Source organism: Comamonas thiooxydans, assembly GCF_002157685.2.
Classification (GTDB): Bacteria; Pseudomonadota; Gammaproteobacteria; order Burkholderiales; family Burkholderiaceae_C; genus Comamonas; species Comamonas testosteroni_H.
This window is the reverse complement of the sequence record NZ_AP026738.1, coordinates 2439059-2459044: the sequence shown is the minus strand read 5'-3', so window position 1 is coordinate 2459044 and position 19986 is coordinate 2439059. Positions and strand designations below refer to the sequence as shown.

13 protein-coding genes are annotated in these 19986 nt (G+C 64.9%); 6 read left to right on the top strand and 7 right to left on the bottom strand.

Annotation, left to right across the window (positions count from 1 at the left end):
- Positions 1–27: 27 nt before the first annotated feature.
- A complete protein-coding gene (locus CTR2_RS11350) occupies positions 28–540 on the top strand; it encodes a pyridoxamine 5'-phosphate oxidase (protein ID WP_087084635.1) in 513 nt (170 codons plus the stop codon).
- On the opposite strand, the gene CTR2_RS11345 is transcribed toward CTR2_RS11350, so the two are convergent.
- The 6 genes from CTR2_RS11345 to CTR2_RS11320 all read right to left on the bottom strand — a co-directional run bounded on the left by CTR2_RS11345 (position 537) and on the right by CTR2_RS11320 (position 9700).
- Positions 537–1079, bottom strand: a complete 543-nt coding sequence (locus CTR2_RS11345) for a hypothetical protein (protein ID WP_087084006.1) — start codon at positions 1077–1079, stop codon at positions 537–539. The two genes, CTR2_RS11350 and CTR2_RS11345, sit on opposite strands and share 4 nt — an antisense overlap.
- 53 nt (positions 1080–1132) lie before the next feature.
- Entirely contained in the window at positions 1133–2533 is a 1401-nt protein-coding gene (locus tag CTR2_RS11340) for an MBL fold metallo-hydrolase RNA specificity domain-containing protein (protein ID WP_087084636.1), read from the bottom strand.
- A gap of 187 nt (positions 2534–2720) precedes the next feature.
- Positions 2721–4187 (bottom strand): efflux transporter outer membrane subunit, encoded by a 1467-nt coding sequence (locus CTR2_RS11335; RefSeq protein ID WP_087084007.1) that lies wholly within the window; start codon positions 4185–4187, stop codon positions 2721–2723.
- A gap of 13 nt (positions 4188–4200) precedes the next feature.
- On the bottom strand, positions 4201–7431 hold the full coding sequence (locus tag CTR2_RS11330; protein WP_087084008.1) for an efflux RND transporter permease subunit: 3231 nt from the start codon (positions 7429–7431) through the stop codon (positions 4201–4203).
- Positions 7432–7453: 22 nt separating this feature from the next.
- Complete coding sequence (locus CTR2_RS11325) at positions 7454–8695, bottom strand: efflux RND transporter periplasmic adaptor subunit (RefSeq protein ID WP_087084009.1); 1242 nt, start codon at positions 8693–8695, stop codon at positions 7454–7456.
- A 180-nt stretch (positions 8696–8875) separates the two neighbouring features.
- Positions 8876–9700, bottom strand: a complete 825-nt coding sequence (locus CTR2_RS11320; RefSeq protein WP_087084010.1) for an alpha/beta hydrolase — start codon at positions 9698–9700, stop codon at positions 8876–8878.
- 176 nt (positions 9701–9876) lie between these two features.
- On the opposite strand from CTR2_RS11320, the gene CTR2_RS11315 reads away from it, so the two are divergent.
- Positions 9877–10803 (top strand): LysR family transcriptional regulator, encoded by a 927-nt coding sequence (locus CTR2_RS11315; protein WP_087084011.1) that lies wholly within the window; start codon positions 9877–9879, stop codon positions 10801–10803.
- A 38-nt stretch (positions 10804–10841) separates the two neighbouring features.
- Here CTR2_RS11315 and hrpA read toward each other — a convergent pair whose 3' ends face one another.
- Positions 10842–14888, bottom strand: a complete 4047-nt coding sequence (gene hrpA, locus CTR2_RS11310; RefSeq protein WP_087084012.1) for an ATP-dependent RNA helicase HrpA — start codon at positions 14886–14888, stop codon at positions 10842–10844.
- Positions 14889–15064: 176 nt separating this feature from the next.
- Here hrpA and CTR2_RS11305 point away from each other — a divergent pair, with 176 nt between their 5' ends.
- The 4 genes from CTR2_RS11305 (at position 15065) to CTR2_RS11290 (ending at position 19973) form a co-directional block, all read left to right on the top strand.
- A complete protein-coding gene (locus CTR2_RS11305; RefSeq protein ID WP_087084013.1) occupies positions 15065–16243 on the top strand; it encodes a metallophosphoesterase in 1179 nt (392 codons plus the stop codon).
- A 468-nt stretch (positions 16244–16711) separates the two neighbouring features.
- Positions 16712–17536, top strand: coding sequence for a zinc ribbon domain-containing protein (locus tag CTR2_RS11300; protein WP_087084014.1), 825 nt, complete (start codon positions 16712–16714; stop codon positions 17534–17536).
- A 5-nt stretch (positions 17537–17541) separates the two neighbouring features.
- Positions 17542–18204, top strand: a complete 663-nt coding sequence (locus CTR2_RS11295; protein WP_087084015.1) for a hypothetical protein — start codon at positions 17542–17544, stop codon at positions 18202–18204.
- A gap of 65 nt (positions 18205–18269) precedes the next feature.
- Positions 18270–19973, top strand: coding sequence for a zinc ribbon domain-containing protein (locus CTR2_RS11290; protein ID WP_087084016.1), 1704 nt, complete (start codon positions 18270–18272; stop codon positions 19971–19973).
- Positions 19974–19986: the final 13 nt, after the last annotated feature.

Genomic DNA, 19986 nt, shown 5'->3' with positions numbered 1-19986 from the left:
CCCCGTGCTCTGGCTTACCATGCGCAAATGCCTCATGAATCACGCCTGCAGCAGTCGCTGCGCCAGCTACTCGCCAGTCAGCGTACTGCCGCCCTGGCCGTTCAGCCACAGGCCGGTTCATCAGCCCCCGGATATCTCCCCGCCCCGGGCCTGTCTCTGGTGCCCTGGGCCTGGAGTGGTGAATTCAGCTGCCTGATACTGCATGTGAGTGCGCTTGCCGGCCACACACAGGCCATGGAGCAGCATCCTGCCGTCAGCCTGCTGATGAGCAGGCCAGAGTCCGCTGGCGAAGCCGTGCATGCGCTGGAGCGCATCAGCATTCAGGGCGTGGCATCCACTCCCCCGCGCGACAGCGGCCTGTGGCAAGGCGCCCGTACCAGCTATCTGGCGCGCTTTCCCGAAGCCGAGCCCATGACGGCGCTGGGCGACTTTCGTTTTGTCTGCATTACGCCGCAAGGCGGCAGGCATGTGGCAGGCTTCGGCGCGGCGCGCGATGTGGACGAGCACGATCTGATAGCCGCGCTCAACCCGGCGGCCTAGCCTTTGCTGGCTCGGCCCGACCTGGATTGGCCAGCTTGAGCCTTGAGCACATGCTCGGCAATCAGGCACATGCAGGCCAGCGGCTGGCCTTGCACCAGGGCCTGAACATGGTCCTGCCAGATCTGCCCCTGCTGCTCCACGCTTGCGTCCAGAAAGCACTGCAGCATCCGCTGCGGATCTGCACAGGCCTGATAGTGATAGGGATCGCGCCGCAGGCATGCCGCGCGCAGATGCAGGCCCAGGGCCTCCCAGGTCACGGCCCGGCCTTGCAGCCGCTGCCACTGATGCAGCAGCTCATGGGCGAAGACACCTGCCACCACAGGGTGGGAAAGCCGCAGCGGCCGATGCGGATCAGCATGCTCGAAAAAGCTGCGCGGCAGATAGATGCGCCCGCCGCCCAGGGACAGCGCGCGCCTGGTATCGCCCAGACGCCGCACATGCAGACGCATGCCGGGCAACAGTTCATCCAGCGTAGTGCCGAAAAGCCGCTGCGCGAAACCGGCCTCGACCGGCATCAGGCTTCGCCGCCAGAACATCATGCAACAAGCCGTGCGCAAGACGGATTCCGCATCTCGGAGACTCCCGGCACGCTCTAGAACTCGAAGACCTGAGCCAGCTGAGGAACCTGCACCGTGAAATGCAGGCGCTCGTGCAGCAGCGTGGCCAAGGCCCGGGATGCATGCGACTCCCCATGCACCACAAAGGTCTGCTGCGGCGGGCGGGTAAAGGCGGCCGCCCAGTCCAGCAGGGCCTGCTGGTCTGCATGGGCCGAAAAGCCGCCCAGGGTATGGATACCGGCACGGACCTCGACGTCATCTCCAAACAGGCGCACCTGCCTGGCACCGTCGACCAACCTGCGACCCAGCGAACCTTCAGCCTGAAAGCCGCAGATCACCACCGCACACTCGGGCCTGGACAGATTGTTCTTCAGATGATGCAGCACCCGTCCCGCATCGCACATGCCGCTGGCCGAGATGATGACAGCGCCGCTCTTGATGCGGTTGAGCTTGATGGAGTCCTCCACATCGCTGATGAAATGAATGTGCGGCGACTCCTTGAGTCTCCTGACGCTGCCCAGCAACTGCCTGGCCTCCTCATCGAACACGCCGAAGTGCCGCAGCGTGATATCGGTGGCCGCCACCGCCATCGGCGAATCCACGAATATCTCTACCGGCGGCAGGCGCTGCTGCTGGATCAGCTGCAGAAAGTGATAGAGCAGCTCCTGCGTGCGCCCCACGGCAAATGCCGGGATTACCACATTGCCATGGGGTGCCGTGCGCGTGACCACATCGACCAGCTCCTCCAGGGTGTCGCCCGTGCTCTTGTGCTGCCGGTCGCCATAGGTGGACTCGATGAGCAGCAGATCGGCCTCCATGATCGGCGTGGGATCGCGCAGGATCACCCGCCCCGGCTGGCCCAGATCGCCGCTGGTCACCAGCTTGCGCGTGCCGCCATGACCATCTGCCAGCCATAGCTCCACAATGGCCGAGCCCAGAATATGCCCGGCATCCTGGAAACGCACCGTCACCGCAGGATGGGGTTCAAAACGCTGTCCATAGGCCCTGGCCTGGACCTGCTCCAGCGTGCTCGCCACATGGGCCAGCGAATACAGAGGAACCGCCGGCTCGCGCTCGTGCCCCCGGCCTTCACGCCGGCGCCGCGCTGCACGCTCGGCATCCATCATCTGGATATGGGCGCTGTCCTTGAGCAAGACCTCGAGCAAGTCCTTGGTGGCCAGCGTGGCATAGATAGGGCCCTTGAAGCCCTGGGCCACGAGCTTGGGCAGCAGGCCGCTGTGATCGATGTGCGCATGGGTCAGGATGACGAAATCCAGACCTGCGGCATCAAAGGCAAAGGCTTGCTGGTTGTGCTCGTCAGCCTCGCGACCGCCTTGGGCCATGCCGCAGTCGATCAGAAATCGGCAGCCATGCGTCTCGACCAGAAAACAGGACCCCGTGACCGACTGCGCCGCACCGTGAAAAGTGATGTTCATGAAGCATCCATTGACGATCCACATGGACCGTCAATGAATCTAGCACCACTGGCGCCCGCGCCGCCAGAGCCTCAAGTCTTGCCTTGATGCCCATCAAACCACTGAGCCTGTACGGGCACGGCTGGCTGTGCAGCAGGAGTCACAAGCCGGCAAACCGGCCGCCAGGGCGGACGGGACAGCTCTCGCCTCAGCTGCTTGCCGCCACAGGCTCTCCGCTGTCCCAGCCGCCGCCCAGCGCGCGGATCAGCGCCACCGTGGCCGTGTACTGCGCGGTGCGCACCTGCAAGGCCTGGCGCCGGTTGCGCAGCTCGTTGCGGCGCGCATCGAGCAGCTCCAGCTGGCTCACCAGACCGTTGCGATAGCGCACGTCCGAGAGATGGGTGGCGCGCTCGGAAGACTGCACGGCCTGCCCCAGCACGCGGGCCTGGCCCGAGAGCAGGCGCAAGGCACTGAGCTGATCCTCCACATCCCGAAAGGCAGCGAGCACCTGGCCGCGCTGGGCGGCCACGGCTGCTTCCAGGCGCGCCCGGGCGCCCTCTTCCTGGGCGGCCCGCTGGCCGCCGTCGAAGATGGGCAGAGACAGCAAGGCGCCTATGCCCCAGGAGCGTGCCGACCACTTGAACAGATCGCCCAGCTCCGGCGAGGCATAGCCGCCATTGCCCGTGAGCGTGATGGCCGGAAACCACGCGGCCTGCGCCACGCCCACGCGGGCCTGGGCCGCCAGCACCGATGCCTGGGCCGCCGACACATCGGGGCGGCGCGCCAGCACCGTCGCGGGCACGCCTGCCGGAATCACCGGCAGCGTGGCTGCCTGCGGCTGCGAAGCCAGCGCAAAGCCGCTGGCCACATCGCCGACCAGCACGGCCAGCGCATGCGTGAGGGCCGCCTGCTGGCGCTCAAGAGCCAGTGTCTCCGCCTCGGTGGCCGAAACCTCGGTCTGCATGCGCGCCACATCCAGCTCTGCCGCATCGCCGGCGCGGTAGCGCTTCTCGATCAGCGTCAAGGTCTCGCGATAGGCAGCCAGACTCTGCTCGACCAGCTGGCGTTCGGTCTGCAGCGAACGCAGCTGCAGATAAGTCTGCGCCACATCGGCCTGCACCATCAGCCGCGTGCTCTGCAGCAGGGCCTCGCGTGCGTTGGCATCCTCGCGTGCCGCTTCGCTGGCCCGCGACAGGCGGCCGAACAGATCCGCTTCGTAGGAAAAGTTCAAGCCGGCCGTGACCAAGGTTGCGGGCTGCATGCCGTTCGCGGTGTTCACACCGGCCTGACGGGCGGCACCGCCCGCGGCCCCGATCTGCGGCTGACGCTGCGCATCGGCCGAGCGCAGCAGTGCCCGCGCTTCGGCCAGACGTGCCGCAGCGGTCTGCACGTCGGTATTGGCTTCACCCGCACGCTCCACCAGCGCGCTGAGCTCGGTGTCGGCAAATACCCGCCACCAGGCACCGCGCGGCTGGGCCTCGGCCGGGGCGGCCGTGGTCCAGCCGGGAGCAGCGTCCTTTCCGGTGCTGAAGCTCGCTGGCACGGCCACGCCGGCATGCTCTGCCACCGTGGGCGGCGCACTCGCGCAGCCCGCGAGCACCAGGGCCGCCATCAGCGCGCTCAGGGACGGCATCAGGGATCGAATGCCTTGCATCGTTTTCATATCGGAATCCATGGTTGATTGGGGCTTATTCGTCATGGCCGCGCGGCGCAGCAGGCATGGGCAGGGCCGAGGCGCCGTGACCCTGCTCGCTGATCGGCGCCACATGACTGCCATGCTGCTGCAACGGGCGGTTGCCGGCCAGACGACGCAGCACCACATAGAACACCGGCGTGAGGAACAGGCCAAAGGCCGTCACACCGATCATGCCGGCGAACACCGCCACACCCATGGCACTGCGCATCTCGGCTCCCGCGCCCGTGGACAGCACCAGGGGCAGCACGCCCATGACAAAGGCCAGCGAGGTCATGAGGATGGGGCGCAAGCGCAGGCGGCTGGCTTCGATGGCGGCCTGCACGGGCGTGCGGCCGGCAAACTCCAGCTCGCGGGCGAACTCCACGATCAGGATGGCGTTCTTGGCCGACAGCCCCACCAGCACGATGAGCCCGATCTGCGTGAACACATTGTTGTCGCCGCCGCTCAGCCACACTCCCGTCATGGCGGCCAGCAGGCCCATGGGCACGATGAGGATGATGGCGATGGGCAGGGTCAGGCTTTCATACTGCGCTGCCAGCACCAGGAAGACCAGCAGGATGGCGATGGGGAACACCAGCACGGCGGAATTGCCGGCCAGGATTTCCTGGTAGGTCAGCTCGGTCCACTCGAAGCCTATGCCGGGCGGCAGGGTTTCGGCGGCAATGCGCTCGACGGCTGCCTGGGCCTGGCCCGACGAGAAGCCGGGTGCGGGACCGCCATTCACGTCAGCGGCCAGAAAGCCGTTGTAGCGCATGGCGCGTTCTGGCCCGAAGCTGGGCTCGAGCTTCATCAGCGCCGACAGCGGCACCATCTCGCCCGTGGTGGAACGCACCTTGAGCAGTCCCACATCCTCGGCACGCGCCCGGTAGGCGGCATCGGCCTGCACTCGCACGCTGTAGGTGCGACCGAACTGGTTGAAGTCGTTCGCGTACAGGCTGCCCAGGTAGATCTGCAGCGTCTCGAAGATATCCGTCACGGGCACGCCGAGCTGACGCGCCTTGGTTCGGTCGATGGCGGCATAGAGCTGGGGTACGTTGACCTGCCAGCTGGTGAACAGGCCGGCCAGCTCCGGCGTCTGGTAGGCCTTGGCCATGAAGGCCTTCACGGCCGCGTCCATGGCGTCATAGCCCAGCGAGGCACGGTCCTCGATCTGCAGCTTGAAGCCGCCGGTCGTGCCCAGGCCCGCCACGGGCGGCGGCGGGAACATGGCGATGAAGGCTTCCTGAATGCTGCCAAAAGCCTGGTTGAGCTGGCCCGCCACGGCACCGCCGCTCTGGTCTGCATGCGTGCGCTCGGCAAAGGGCTTGAGCGTGACAAAGACAATGCCCGAGTTGGAGCTGTTGGTGAAGCCGTTGATGGACAGGCCGGGGAAGGCGATGGCGTCTTCCACATTGGGATTGTTCTTGACGATCTCGCCCATGCGGCGGATCACGTCTTCGGTACGGTCCAGCGTGGCACCATCGGGCAGCTGGGCAAAGCCGACCAGGTACTGCTTGTCCTGGGCCGGCACAAAGCCGCCAGGCACCAGCTTGAACAGACCACAGGTCGCGCCCACCAGCACGGCGTAGATCACCAGCATCAGCGCCTTGCGGCCGATGACGCGCTGCACGCCGCCGCTGTAGGCATCGGAGCCGCGGCGGAACAAGGCATTGAAGCGGCGAAAGAACCCGCCCAGCACGCGCTCCATGCCGCGTGTCAGAGCGTCCTTGGGCGCATCGTGGCCGCGCAGCAGCAGCGCGGAAAGCGCAGGCGACAGGGTCAGCGAGTTGATGGCCGAGATCACCGTCGAGATGGCGATGGTCACCGCGAACTGGCGATAGAACTGGCCCGTCAGGCCGCTGATGAAGGCCAGCGGCACGAACACGGCCACCAGCACCAGGGCGATGGCGATGATGGGCCCGCTCACCTCCTGCATGGCGCGGTAGGTGGCCTGGCGCGGCGACAGACCGGCCTCGATGTTGCGCTCCACGTTCTCCACCACCACGATGGCGTCATCCACCACGATGCCGATGGCCAGCACCAGGCCGAACAGGCTCAGCGCATTGATGGAAAAGCCCAGCAGGTGCAGCACGGCAAACGTCCCCACCACCGACACCGGCACGGCCAGCAGCGGAATGATGGAGGCACGCCAGGTCTGCAGGAACAGGATCACCACCACCACGACCAGGGCCACGGCTTCCAGCAGGGTCTGGATCACGGACTTGATCGAGGCACGCACGAATTGCGTGGGGTCGTAGGCGATGCGGAACTCCACGCCTTCAGGCATGTGCTTTTGCAGCTCGGCCATGGTGGAGCGCACATTGGCCGAGATCTCCAGGGCATTCGAGCCCGGAGCCTGGAACACGCCCATGCCGACGGCGGGGTCGTTGTTGAGCAGGGAGCGCAGCGAATAGTCGGCTGCGCCCAGCTCCAGCCTGGCCACGTCACGCAAGCGCGTCACGGCACCGTCGGAGCCGGTCTTGACGATGATGTCGCCGAACTCTTCCTCGGTCTGCAAGCGGCCTTGCGCATTGATGGACAGCTGCATGTCCACACCGGGCAGACCGGGCGAGGCGCCGACCACGCCGGCCGCAGCCTGCACGTTCTGGCCGCGGATGGCAGCCACCACATCGGCGGCCGAGAGACCGCGCTGCGCCACCTTCTGCGGGTCCAGCCAGGCACGCATGGAATAGTCGCCGCCGCCGAAGATCTGCACCTGACCCACGCCCTTGATGCGCGCCAAGCGGTCCTTCACATTGAGCACGGCATAGTTGCGCAGATAGTCGATGTCATAGCGGCCGTTGGGCGAGACCATGTGCACGACCATGGTCAGGTCGGGCGCGCTCTTGACCGTGGTGATGCCCAGGCGGCGCACTTCCTCGGGCAGGCGTGGCTCGGCCTGGGAGACGCGGTTCTGCACCAGTTGCTGGGCCTTGTCGGGATCGGTGCCCAGTGCAAAGGTCACGGTCAGCGTCATCACGCCGTCGGTCGTGGCCTGGCTGCCCATGTAAAGCATGCCTTCCACGCCGTTGATGGATTCCTCCAGCGGCGTGGCCACGGTTTCGGCAATCACCTTGGGGTTGGCGCCGGGGTACTGGGCGCGCACCACGACCGAGGGGGGGGCGACCTCGGGGTATTCCGAGATCGGCAGCGTCCGCATGGCGATCAGGCCAGCGAGAAAGATGAGCACCGACAGCACACCCGCAAAGATCGGGCGGTCGATGAAAAATCGGGAAAGGTTCATGGTGTCGGAGGATTAAGGGTTCTCAGACCGTGGGTTGCTTGGCGGTGCCGCGGCCATCGGCCAGCTCGGCCTTGGCATCCATGGGCACGTCCTGAGGCGCGACCACCACGCCGGGGCGCACACGCTGCAGTCCGTTGACGACGATGCGCTCGCCGGCCTTGAGGCCCGAAGTGACCACGCGCAGGCCGTCCACCGGCGCGCCCAGTTGCACCTCCCGGTACTCGGCCTTGTTGCCCTCGCCAATCACCAGCACGAATTTCTTGCTCTGGTCCGTGCCCACGGCGCGCTCGTTGATGAGCACGGCCTGGGTGGTCTGGGGCTGCCCCATGCGGATGCGCGCGAACTGGCCGGCCATCAGCGTGCCGTCCACATTGCCGAACACGGCGCGCACACGCACCGTGCCGCTCTTGGCATCGACCTGGTTGTCTATGAGCTGCAGATGACCGGCATAAGGCGTGCCGCCGCTGGTGCCCACACCCATCTGCACGGGAATGGTTTCAATCAACGCACGCGTGCTGCGTCCCTGGCTTGCGCTCTGCAGCCCCTGCAGCGCCTGGGCCACGATCTGCTCGTCGGCGTCGAAACTGGCATACATCGGATCCACCGACACCAGGGTGGTCAGCACCGGCGCTCCGGCTCCCGAGCTCACGAGATTGCCCACGGTGACTTCGATGCGGCCCACGCGCCCGCTCACGGGAGCCTTGACCTGGGTGTAGCCCAGGTTCAGCTTGGCGGTCTGCAGCGCCGCCTGGGCGGCGCGCAGATTCGCATCGGCCTCGCGCCGGGCATTCACCCGTTCGTCGTATTCCTTTTGCGCGATCGCCCGCTCATCCCACAGACGCGTGGCGCGCTCGGACTCGCTCTGGGTGTAGGCCATGCGCGCCTTGGCGGCAACCACCTGGGCTTCGGCGCGATCGACTTCTGCCACATAGGGAGCCGGGTCCACGGTGAACAGTAGATCGCCAGCCCTGACCAGCGCACCTTCCTTGAAATGCACGGCCTGCACCGCTCCCGAGACGCGCGGCTGCACATCCACGCGCTGCACGGCTTCGAGGCGGCCGGAGAATTCATTCCACAGCGTCACGTCCTGCTGCAGAACCTGGGCTGCCGAGACCGGCACGGCCGGCGCGGCGGCTTGCGCAGCCGGCGCTTCTGCGTGCGACGCCTGCAGGCCCAGCATGGCGGCGGTCGTGGCGATCACTGCAGCGGCGACGCCGACGGCGGCCCACCGGCGGCGGTTGGAGAGTTTGGAGTGCTCGTTCATGGCAATGTCTTTGGTTCAAGGGTTGAAAGCGGTAGCGGCTCTTTCGGCGGCAGGCAAGACTCATCCCTTCCAGCGCTCAGGCCAGGAATCGAATGAGAAAGAGAAGAAAAAGGCGCAGCCATGCTGCGTCAGGCCCAGGGGGCCGGATCAGGTCGGCGGTCTCAGCAGGGCAGGATCAGCTCAGAGCCGACATCGGGTGGTTTCGAAAAACTGGCGCAGCTGGCCTTCACAGGGGCAAGACTCGGGCGGTGGCTCCATCAGCGCCTCCGGCCACTGCCCCACTTCGGCGAACACATGCGGGAAGACGGTCAATCCGGCAGCTTCCAGCCGTGCGGCATAGTTCAGCGCTTCATCGCGCATGGGGTCTATCTGCCCCACCAGAATCAGCGTCGGCGGCAACCCCGCCAGACGGCGGGCACGCGCGGGCACGGCATAAGGGTGCTCGGCATCGTGCGGGCCGCCCAGGTACTGGCACCAGCCCGCAGCCCATTTGCATTCGACGGACTCGCCCTGAGCGGCACGCTGCGAAGGCGTGGCAGCGCAGGGGTCGAGCATCGGCGAGATGAGGATCTGCCCGGCCAGCGGCGGATGCTGCTGATCGCGCGCCATCATGCAGACGCCAGCAGCCAGATTGGCGCCGGCCTCTTCGCCGGCCAGATAGAGCGGAGCGCCCTTTCCGGCCAGCTTGGTGCGTTGCTTGTAAGCCCACAGCAGCACCTCGTAGCCTAGCTCCAGCGGACGCGGAAACGGATGCTCGGGTGCCAGCGGATAGGCCAGCGACACCACACAGGCCCCGGCCGCCGCCAACGAGCTGCCGACGGTGCAACCGTTGTCCAGATCTCCGGCCACAAATGCGCCGCCATGGAAATGCAGCACCAGCGGGACGACTTCGCCGCGCCGCTTGCCGCCGTATATGCGCACATCGGCCTGCACACCGTCGGCCACGGAAATCGTGGTGTCGGTATGAGGAATCGGCTGCAATGCGGTGGCTTTGGTGTTTGACATGGATTTTCCGGACAGGACCGGGTGATGGAACAGAAATGTAGCAACAGCACTTGACGGCATAAACCCCGCAAACGCGGCCACACTGTTTCCAATTCTCGAACAATGACGGTGTGAGCTGTGTGTGAGAATCCCGCATCCTCGGCGAGTCCGGGTTTTCGCGAGGACAAGGAGATCCCATGGATCAGATACAGGCTATGCGTATTTTCGCGCGGGTCGTGGAAGCCGGCACTTTCACGCGTGCAGCCGATTCGCTGCAAATGCCAAAAGCCAGTGTGACCAAGAATGTGCAGGCGCTGGAAGAGCGCCTGCGCGTAAAGCTGCTCAACCGTACCACGCGCCGCGTCACCGTGACCGCCGACGGTGCGGCCTACTACGACCGCGCGGTACGTCTGCTCGCCGACTTCGACGACCTCGAGGCCAGCGTCAGCCAGGCCCGCACCACGCCGCGCGGGCGCCTGCGCGTGGATGTGGGAACGACCGTGGCGCGTCTGCTCATCATTCCCCATCTGAGCGAGTTCCAGTCTCGCTACCCAGAGATACAGATCGATCTGGGCGTGAGCGACCGCACCGTGGACCTGATCAGCGACAACGTGGACTGCGTAATCCGCGGTGGCGAGCTCTCCGACCAGTCCCTGGTGGCGCGCCGCATCGGCAATCTGGAATTCATCACCGTAGCCGCCCCCGAATATCTGCAGCGCCACGGCGTGCCCCAGCATCCGCGTGACCTGGAGTCAGGCCATCGCAACGTGATCTATTTCTCTCCGGTCTCGGCCCGGCGCTATCCGCTGGAGTTCCACAAGGGCGGCGAAGTGATAGAGATCGCCAGTCCCGCGCATCTTGGCGTCAACGAGGGCAATGCCTATATCAGCGCCATACTCGCAGGCCAGGGCATAGGGCAGCTCAGCCGCTTCCAGATTCACAAGTACCTGGAAAACGGCCAGTTGCAACGGGTGCTGGAGGACTGGAAGCACCCTCTGCTGCCGATCTATGTGGTCTATCCGCCCAACTCCCACCTCAGCGCCAAGGTGCGCGCCTTTGTGGACTGGGTGGTGGAGCTGTTTTCGCGCAATCCGCTGCTGCAGGGCGAAAGCCGGCCCGCCTAGGCAGGCAGGGCCGCACTTGCCAAACCGTCAGGGCAGCATCACTGCTGCAGCTGCGCCCAGACCTTGTCCAGCCGCTTGGCGCTGACCGGATACGGCGTGCGCAGCTCCTGGGCAAAAAAGCTCACGCGCAGCTCCTCCAGCATCCAGCGGTACTCCTGCATGCGGGCATCGATCTGCCCCTTGCGCTCGGCCACCAGCCGCCAGTAGCGCTGCTCCAGCGGCAGCAGCTCCTTGAGCTTGGCGGCATCGCGCGCCGGATCGGCCCGGTACTTGTCCAGGCGTGAGGTAATCGCCTTGAGGTAGCGCGCGTAATGACCGAGCTGCGCCCAGGGGGCCACTGCGATGAAGTTCTTGGGCATCAGCTTTTGCAGCTGCTCGCTCGCGTCCTTGGTGGCCTCCGGCGCGTTCTTGGTGTCCTTGATCTTGCGCGCGGCGGCCGCGTACTCGATAAGGATGGTGGCCGACATGCGAGCCACCTCGTTGGCAATCAGCGTCAGGCGGCCACGGCCGTCCTGCACGCGCTGCTTGAAGTCGGCCTCGTTGCTCGGCAGCGGCTCCTGCAGAAAGGCGCGGTCTATGGCCACGTCGATGATCTGGCTGCGCAACTCCTCCTGCGTACCCAGCGGCATATAGGCCACGGCCATCTTCTGCAGATCGGGAATATTCTTTTCCAGATACTTGAGCGCATCGCGAATCTGCAGCGCGAACAGCCGACGCAGACCCACGCGGTGCTTCGCAGCAGCCGCTTCGGGCTCGTCGAAGACTTCGATGCCGACGGCGTCGCCATGGTCGATCAAGGCCGGAAAGCCGATCAGCGTGGTGCCGCCCTTCTTGATCTCCATGAGCTCGGGCAGCTCGCCGAAACTCCAGTCCTTGTAGCGCGCATCATGCGACTGGGCCGGCTTGCCCGCCACAGCCTTATCATTTTTAGGAGCTTCTTGCGCTTTATTCTTCTCACTTTCAGATGCTTTTTTCTCTGAATTTACCGGATCACCAGCGCCAGCAGCTACCTTTAATGAAGCAAGCGCCTGGAAAGCGCCGCGTGCCTTGGCGCCCCACTCGGCCTTGAGCGCACCCAGATTGCGGCCCTGGCCCAGCTGGCGGCCATGCTCGTCGGTGATGCGGAAGTTCATGAACAGATGCGGGCTCAGCATGTCCAGCTTGAAGTCGGCGCGCTTCACATCCAGCGAAGTCTCGTCGCGCACCTGCTTGAGCAAGGCATCGATCAGCCCACCCTGGGCCCAGCGCTCGTTCTGCGTGAACAGCTCGGCCAGCCGCGCCGCGCTCTCGGGCAGCGGCACGAAACGGCTGCGCGGGCGCTGGGGCAGGCTCTTCAGGAGCGCCTGGATCTTGTCCTTGAGCATGCCCGGCACCAGCCACTCGGCGCGCTCCTCCGACACCTGGTTGAGCACGAACAGCGGAACGGTGACGGTGATGCCGTCGCGCGCATCACCGGGGCTGTGCAGATAGCTGGCGCTGCAATCGGCACCGCCCAGCTTCACGGTCTTGGGGAATTTGTCCGTGGTGATGCCTGCGGCCTCGTGCCGCATCAGCTCGTCCCTGGACAGGCGCAGCAGCTCGGGCTGGTTCCTGCTCTCGGCGCGGAACCACTTGTCGAAGCTTGCGCCGCTGTACACATCCTTGGGCAGATGCTGGTCGTAGAAGGCAAAGATCAGCTCGTCGTCGACCAGCACGTCCTGGCGACGGCTCTTGTGCTCCAGCTCCTCGACCTTGCGCATGAGCTTGAGGTTGGCGGGCAGGAAATGCCATTGGGTTTCCCACTCGCCCTCCACCAGCGCCTGGCGGATGAAGAGATTGCGCGCCTCGTACGGATCGACGCGGCCGTAGCTGACGCGGCGGCCGTTGTAGACCACCAGGCCGTAGAGCGTGGCGCGCTCCAGCGCCACCACATCGGCCTGCTTCTTGCTCCAGTGCGGGTCCAGCAACTGTTTCTTAAGCAGATGGCCGCCCACCTCCTCCAGCCACTGCGGCTCTATGGCCGCAATGCCACGGCCGTAGAGACGCGAGGTCTCGACCTGCTCGGCCGCCACGATCCAGCGGCCGGGCTTCTTGCTCAGGTGCGCGCCGGGATGCGGGTGGAACTTGATGCCGTGCGCGCCCAGATAGCTCTCGCTCTCCTCTCCACGATAGCCAATATTGCCGAGCAGCCCCGACAGCATGGACAGGTGCACGGCCTCATAGCCCGCAGCCTCGTTGTTGAGCAACCATTTCTGCTCCTTGACCACGGTCAGCAGCTGAGAATGAATGTCGCGCCACTCGCGCACGCGGCGAATATTGATGAAGTTCTGGCGCAGCAGCTGCTCCCATTGGCGGTTGCTGATCTTGTGCGTGGCCTCGTCGGCCTGCTCGGCGGGGTTGAACAGCGCCAGCCGCTCTTCCACCGTGCCTTCGACCTGCGCACCACTGGCACGCTGACTGACGGGCAGAAAGGCCTGGTTGCGCGCATTGGGCTTGGCCGCAGGCGCGTGCTGGGCCGCCATCTCCTTGCGGCTCTTGGCCACGACCTTGCCGCCGCGCGCATCCGACAGCCACTTCCACAAACGCAGATAGCCGCTGAATTCGCTTTTCTCGTCGTCGAACTTGGCATGTGCCTGATCGGCCTGCTGCTGCGCCTCCATGGGCCGGTCACGCACGTCCTGCACGCTCAGAGCCGAGGCGATGATCAGCACCTCGGCCAGGGAGCGACGTTCGCGCGCCTCCAGAATCATGCGGCCCACGCGCGGATCCAGCGGCAGGCGTGACAGCTCCTTGCCCATGGGCAGCAGATGGCCGTGATCGTCCACCGCGCCCAGCTCGGCCAGCAGCTGATAACCGTCGGCGATGGCACGACCCGAGGGCGCTTCGAGGAAGGGGAAATGCACCACATCGCCCAGACCCAGCGACTTCATGCGCAGGATCACGCCAGCCAGCGAGGAACGCAGGATTTCGGGGTCGGTGAAGCGGTCGCGGCTGACAAAGCTCTCTTCGTCATACAGGCGGATGCAGATGCCGTTGGCCACACGACCGCAACGGCCCGCGCGCTGGTTGGCTGCGGCCTGCGAGATCGGCTCGACCAGCAACTGCTCCACCTTGCTGCGAAAGGAATAGCGCTTCACACGCGCCGTACCGGCGTCGATCACATAGCGAATGCCCGGCACCGTGAGCGAGGTTTCGGCCACATTGGTAGCCAGCACGATGCGCCGGCCCGTATGGCCGTCAAAGATGCGGTCCTGCTCGGCCTGCGACAGGCGCGAGAACAGCGGCAGCACCTCGGCGCTGCGCAGCGTGGGCGAGTGCTGCAAATGCTTGCGCAGATGGTCGGCGGCTTCGCGAATCTCGCGCTCGCCCGGCAGGAAGATCAGGATATCGCCTCCCTTGCCGCCGGCCCAGAGTTCATCGACGCCATCAGCAATGGCGTCGTTCAGATCCTTGTCCTTTTCACCCTCGAACGGGCGATAGCGCATCTCCACCGGATAGGTACGACCCGAAACCATGATGACGGGCGCAGGACCGTTCTTGGATTCAAAGTGCTTGGCAAAGCGGTCGGCATCGATGGTTGCCGAGGTCACCACCACTTTCAGGTCTGGGCGCTTGGGCAGGATCTGCTTGAGATAGCCGAGCAGAAAGTCGATGTTCAGGCTGCGCTCGTGGGCCTCGTCGATGATCAGCGTGTCATAGGCCTTGAGCAGCGGGTCGGTCTGGGTCTCCGCCAGCAAGATACCGTCGGTCATCAGCTTGACCGATGCGCCTTTTTGCAACGTGTCCTGAAAACGCACCTTGTAGCCCACCACCTCGCCGGGCGGCGTGTTCAGCTCTTCGGCAATGCGCTTGGCCACCGAGCTGGCGGCAATACGGCGCGGCTGGGTGTGGCCGATCAGATGGCCGCGCACCTGGCCATTGGCGTCGGGCGCGGCATTGAGCCTGCCCCGGCCCAGTGCCAGTGCGATCTTGGGCAGCTGCGTGGTCTTGCCCGAGCCGGTCTCGCCACAGACGATGATGACCTGATGGCGATCCATGGCCTCCATGATTTCCTGGCGACGGCTGGATACGGGGAGCGACTCGGGGAAGTTGATCTTCAAAGACATAAGGGCTGGGATTATCCCCGTCCTTGGCCGGTCTTGCGCAGTGATGACAAAAGCAGCCGTGCCGCGCCATTTTCAACGCCATGCGGTGCAGCCGGCGATGGTGGCTGCAGCAGCGTTCATCGCGGGGACAGCAACGCTTGCTATGCTCGCGGCAATTTCCGGTTTCTCTCCTGCCCATGGTTTCGACTGCTGCTCTCGTCATCCCTCTTCTTGCTCTCTGGCTCTGGTGGCCTGTCTCCAGTCTCAACGGCACCTCCCGTCTGGCCCGCCTGCTGGCCGTGCTGATCACGGCCTTGCTGGGCATTGCGCCGGCCTTGCTGCTCAAGGCCGCGCAGACGAATGCCCTGCCCTACGCCGTGGTGGCGCGCCTGCAGGTTCCCGGCGGCTGGATTCTGGCCATGCTGCTGATGCTGGCGCTGTTCGTGCTGCTGCGCGATCTGCTGTGGCTAATCGCCCGACTCATAGGGCGAGCCAGCCTGGCGCAGTTGCTGCACCTTCCCGCACTCACCTCAGCCGCCGTGGTGGCGACCGGCTGCCTGAGCGCCATCGGCGTCTTCAACGCCCTGCAGCCGCCCAGGGTGCATGAGCAGCAGATCGCGGTCAGAAACCTGCCCAGCGCCCTGCAGGGCCTGCGCATTGCCGTGCTGGCCGATATCCACGCCAGCCCGGTCAATGATGCAAGCTATGTGCAGACCATCGTGCAGCGCACCCTGGCCACCACACCCGACCTGATCGTGCTGCCCGGCGACATGGTGGACGGCGATGTCGCCACCAGCGGCGCCCATGTGGCGCCGCTGGCTGCCTTGAGCGCGCGCTACGGCGTCTGGGCGGCGCCGGGCAACCACGAGTACTACAGCGGCTACAACGCCTGGATGGCCGAGTTCCGCCGCCTGGGCCTGAATCTGCTGGAAAACCGCACGCAGCTGCTGAACATCAAGGGCAGCAAGCTGGCCCTGTCCGGCATCGGCGACCCGGTGTTCGGCCGCACCTCGCCCAACAACGCCGACCCCGAGGTTGCCGAAGGCGTCCCCCCCGATGTGGACGCAGTTGCAGCCCAGGCCCGCAAGGCCGGCGCACAGTTTCATATCCTGCTCGCGCATCAGCCCAAATTCGCGCGCGACAACGCGGACAAGGGCGTGAATCTGCAGATATCGGGCCATACCCACGGCGGGCTGATCCTGGGCATGGACCGCTGGCTGGTGGCGCCCGTCAACAACGGTTTTGTGCGCGGCGAATATGAAATCGACAATATGAAACTGCTGGTCAGCAGCGGCGCGGGTCTATGGGCCGGTTTTGCCATACGCCTTGGTGTGGCACCGCGAATCGAGTTGCTGACGCTGGTTGCGCAGCAGTGATTACCGGCCTTGCTGACTCTCGAGGTTCAGCAAAGCCTGTATTTCATTGAAATCTTCACCGCGCAAAACACTCTCAACCATTTGAAGCATTTGCAAAAATCAAACAGATTTCGAGATTCGAGCTTTCCCGGCAACCCCGGCCTCCATAAAGCACCTGATTTATTTCCTTCTTTTCAAATCAGTCACTTACGCCCCATAAATCCCTTGAAACTCCGCGCAGTCCCATTAACCCAAACTCCATTCATAGATTGCCATGCCTGACAAAAAGCTGTCAAAACCGAACGTGCTTACATTCCCGTAAAGCGATCCGGCAGGCTGCGGCAAATGCGCCGCTAAGATACAAATCATTTTTCAGGGTCCGTACCGGTTCATGCCGATGCGCAAAAACCGGCCCATATTCCACGCATTGCCAAGGCAGCAATGCCGCCGAGCGGCCATTCCAGCGGACTCTTTTCTCGATTGCAGACCATGAATTGTTCCCAATGCGGCAATCCGCTCTCTCCGAATGCCAAGTTCTGCAAGAACTGCGGCGCCAGACAAGCACCGGAAGCGGCAATCACTGCTGTTGAAAAAATCTGCAGCCAATGCCAGGCTGTCTGCAAGCCCGAGGCCCGCTTCTGCACACGATGCGGCCTGGTGTTCGAGCGCCCCGGCGATAGCCATGCCGCAGTGGCAACTGCGCCGCCCATGCCTTCAGGTGCCTCGCAGACCATTGACAGCGCAAGCCTGGCCCCTCCCCTGATCGAGCCCATGGATGCACCCGCGCCAAGGCCGCCACAGTCGGAGCCTGCCGCAAGCTTTGCGCAGCGCAATGACCGCACGCCTGCCTTTCCCCAGGAGCCGGTGCGCGGCAACAATGCCTGGATCAAGTGGGTGGTGCTGGCACTGCTGGTCGCCGCCATTGCAGGTGGTGTGATGATGGCAAGCAATATGAAGGGCCTGACCAGCTCGGGCAATAGCGCATCCAGCTCGTCCCAAGCCGGCAAGGATGGGATTTCGCCCGAAGACAAGGCCAAGGCCGACGCCCTGGTCGGCCCGCTGGGCGGCAGTACCGCAGCACAAACGACACCTGCCGAAAATGCCCCGATTGCTGGTGCCGTAGACAACGCGCCCGCCACGGCAGTCACGCCCGCAGCGACGACAGCAAACACTGCCAGCGACGCACCCGCGCCTGCGGCCAGCCCGGAGCCGTCTTCAGCCCCGGCATCTGGCAAACCGCCCGTGCCGGCCCCTGCAAGAACACCTCCAGTCAAGAAGAATGCCGCGCCATCCCTGGATGACCTGCTGGATTGAAAGCCATGAAAAAACTCAAACTCACTGTGCTCGCCTGCGCCGCAACCCTGCTCGGCGGCTGCGCCAGCTTGCAAGATGCCTCCACATCGCTGAGCTGCATGCTCTCGCGCGTCACCAATTCCGCAGACCCCAGCTGCGGCCCTGGCGGCGGCGGGCCCGCAACCGCTGTTTCGGGCGGGCAGAACGAGCGCTTTGCCCGTTTGCAGGCCGCTCTGGATCAGGAGACGCAGCATGCGCAGAGCATGCAGGCCCAGGCCGTTCAAGCCATGCAGAAGCTGCCGGCCAAACAACGCGCCGTGGCCGGGCCGGTACAGACCAGGAACGTCAGCATCGCCGACGGGCAGTCGGGACAGGCACACCAGATGCGCAGTTTCTCCGCACTGACCGTGGAGATGCCGCTGGCCGCCAAGGGTCGCAAAGAATATACACAGGCCATGAATGTGCTCAAGGAACTGGCCAATGAACTGGCCGACAACCGGGGCTCATCCAGCATCGTGGTCGATCAGTCCGACGAGGATGTCAGGGCCGGGCGTGTGAATACCGCCACTGGCACCACCCAGTCCAAGGGCGGCAAACCCGTGACTGTCATCAAGAAGATCGATACTGGTCTGCCCGCCGGCGTGGAGCGCTACACCATCGAAGCCGGCGAGATCCGCGGCAAGCTTTGACCCCCGGCCAGCCAGCGGCTCATCGCGCCGGACCAGCCAGCCTCAACCATCAGACAGGACGAAAAATGAGAGAGCAATCCCTGGGAGAAATACGTTTTGCCACCCTCGCCAGAGCCGCCGAAGGACTGACGCAGTGGCGACCGCTGCTGCTGTGCTTTCTGACACTGCTGCTGACCGGTGCACTGATAGCAGGCGCGGCCTGGATGCTGGTCAAGGCTGGCTTCTTCATGTACCTGATCTTCATGCTGGCGGCCATGGTCGCGCTGCTGGCAGGCTCTTCGGGCGTCGGCATCATGCTCATGGACAAGGCCAGGAACGAGCCCGTTCGCTCCTTCTCAGCGGCGGCATCAGCCGGTCTGCTGTGCCTTCCCAAATTCCTGCTGGTCGGCCTCGCGATATTTGTTGCCACGCTGGCCTACTACCTGCTGGCCGCCGTCATTTACTTCATCTGCAAGATTCCCGTGCTCGGCGGCATTCTGGCCTTTGTAGCCCACCCGATTCTGGTGCTGGTCGCCGCAGCCTTGCTGATCGCCATGATCTGGGTCATCGGTCCCTTGATGGGTCCCGCGCTGTGGAGCGGCCTGTCCGTCAAGGCTGCTCTGGCCAATGTGCTGAGCATCGCGCGCAAGCGCCTGATCGAAGTGGTCCTGATGGAAGTCGTGCTCTATGTCATTTTGGGCCTGGTCTGCTTCATGCTGTTTGCCGGACTGGTGCCTGCCACTGTCTCCCTGACCGGGATGGCCATGAGCATTACTGGAGATGCCGGTTCCATGGCCGGCATGTTCATGGGCGGCGGCTACGGCCGTGGCTACGGTGGCGGCTTCAATCCCATGGGCATGATGGGTGGCGGCAGCACCGGCCTCATCGCCGGCCTGGGCGTTCTCTATTGCGTGGTGGGCGCACTGCTGGCCCAGGTTGCCATCATGGGCATGAATCTGATCTATCTGCAGGCCCGTGAAAGCGTGGACCCTGCCGAGGCCGAGGGTGCACTGGACAGCCTGATTGGCGATGTTCGCAAAAAAGCCGAGGAAGCCAAGGCCCAGACCATGGCTGCCGCAGAACGCACCATGGCCGCGGCCGAGCGCGCCAAGCAGGCTGCCAGCGAGCGCCTGCAGGAAGCCACAGCCAAGCCCTCCGCCACCGACATCCCGCCTGGCACCGACAGCAATGCCAGCGCTGGCGCAGCAACGGCTGCCGCAGCAACGGCTGCCGCAGGCCTGACTGCCGCCACAGCAGCATCCACCGAGCAGGCGTTTGCCGAGCAGCAGGCGCGCGAGCGTGCTGCCGCCGATGCGGCGGAAAAAGCACGTCAAGGCGCTGAAGAGGCTGCCGCCCGCCAGCGTAGCGAAGCCGAGACGGCACGCCTGCGCGCCGAGGCCGAAGCAGCCCGCCTGAAGGCTGAAGCCGAGGCCTCCGAGCAAGCTGCACGCGAACGTGCTGCTGCCGAAGCTCAGGAACTGGCCGCACGCCAGCGGGCCGAAGCCCAGGCAGCAGAGCGTGCAGCACAGCAAAAGGCCGCTGAGGAGCGCGCCGCAGCCCAGGCTGCCGAAGAAGCACGTCAGCAAGCAGAAGCCGAGCGCTTGAAAACCCAAGCCGAGCAACTGGCCAGGCAGCAGGCTGCCGAGCGTGAAGCAGCCCGGGCCCGTGCCGAAGCAGAGGCCACCGAGAAAGCCCGTCAGGCTCAGACTGCGCCGAGCTGCCCAGCCTGCAGCGCCCCGGTAGCCGCCAATGACCTGTTCTGCGGCGAATGCGGCAACAAGCTCAAGTAGAAGCTTGCATGGA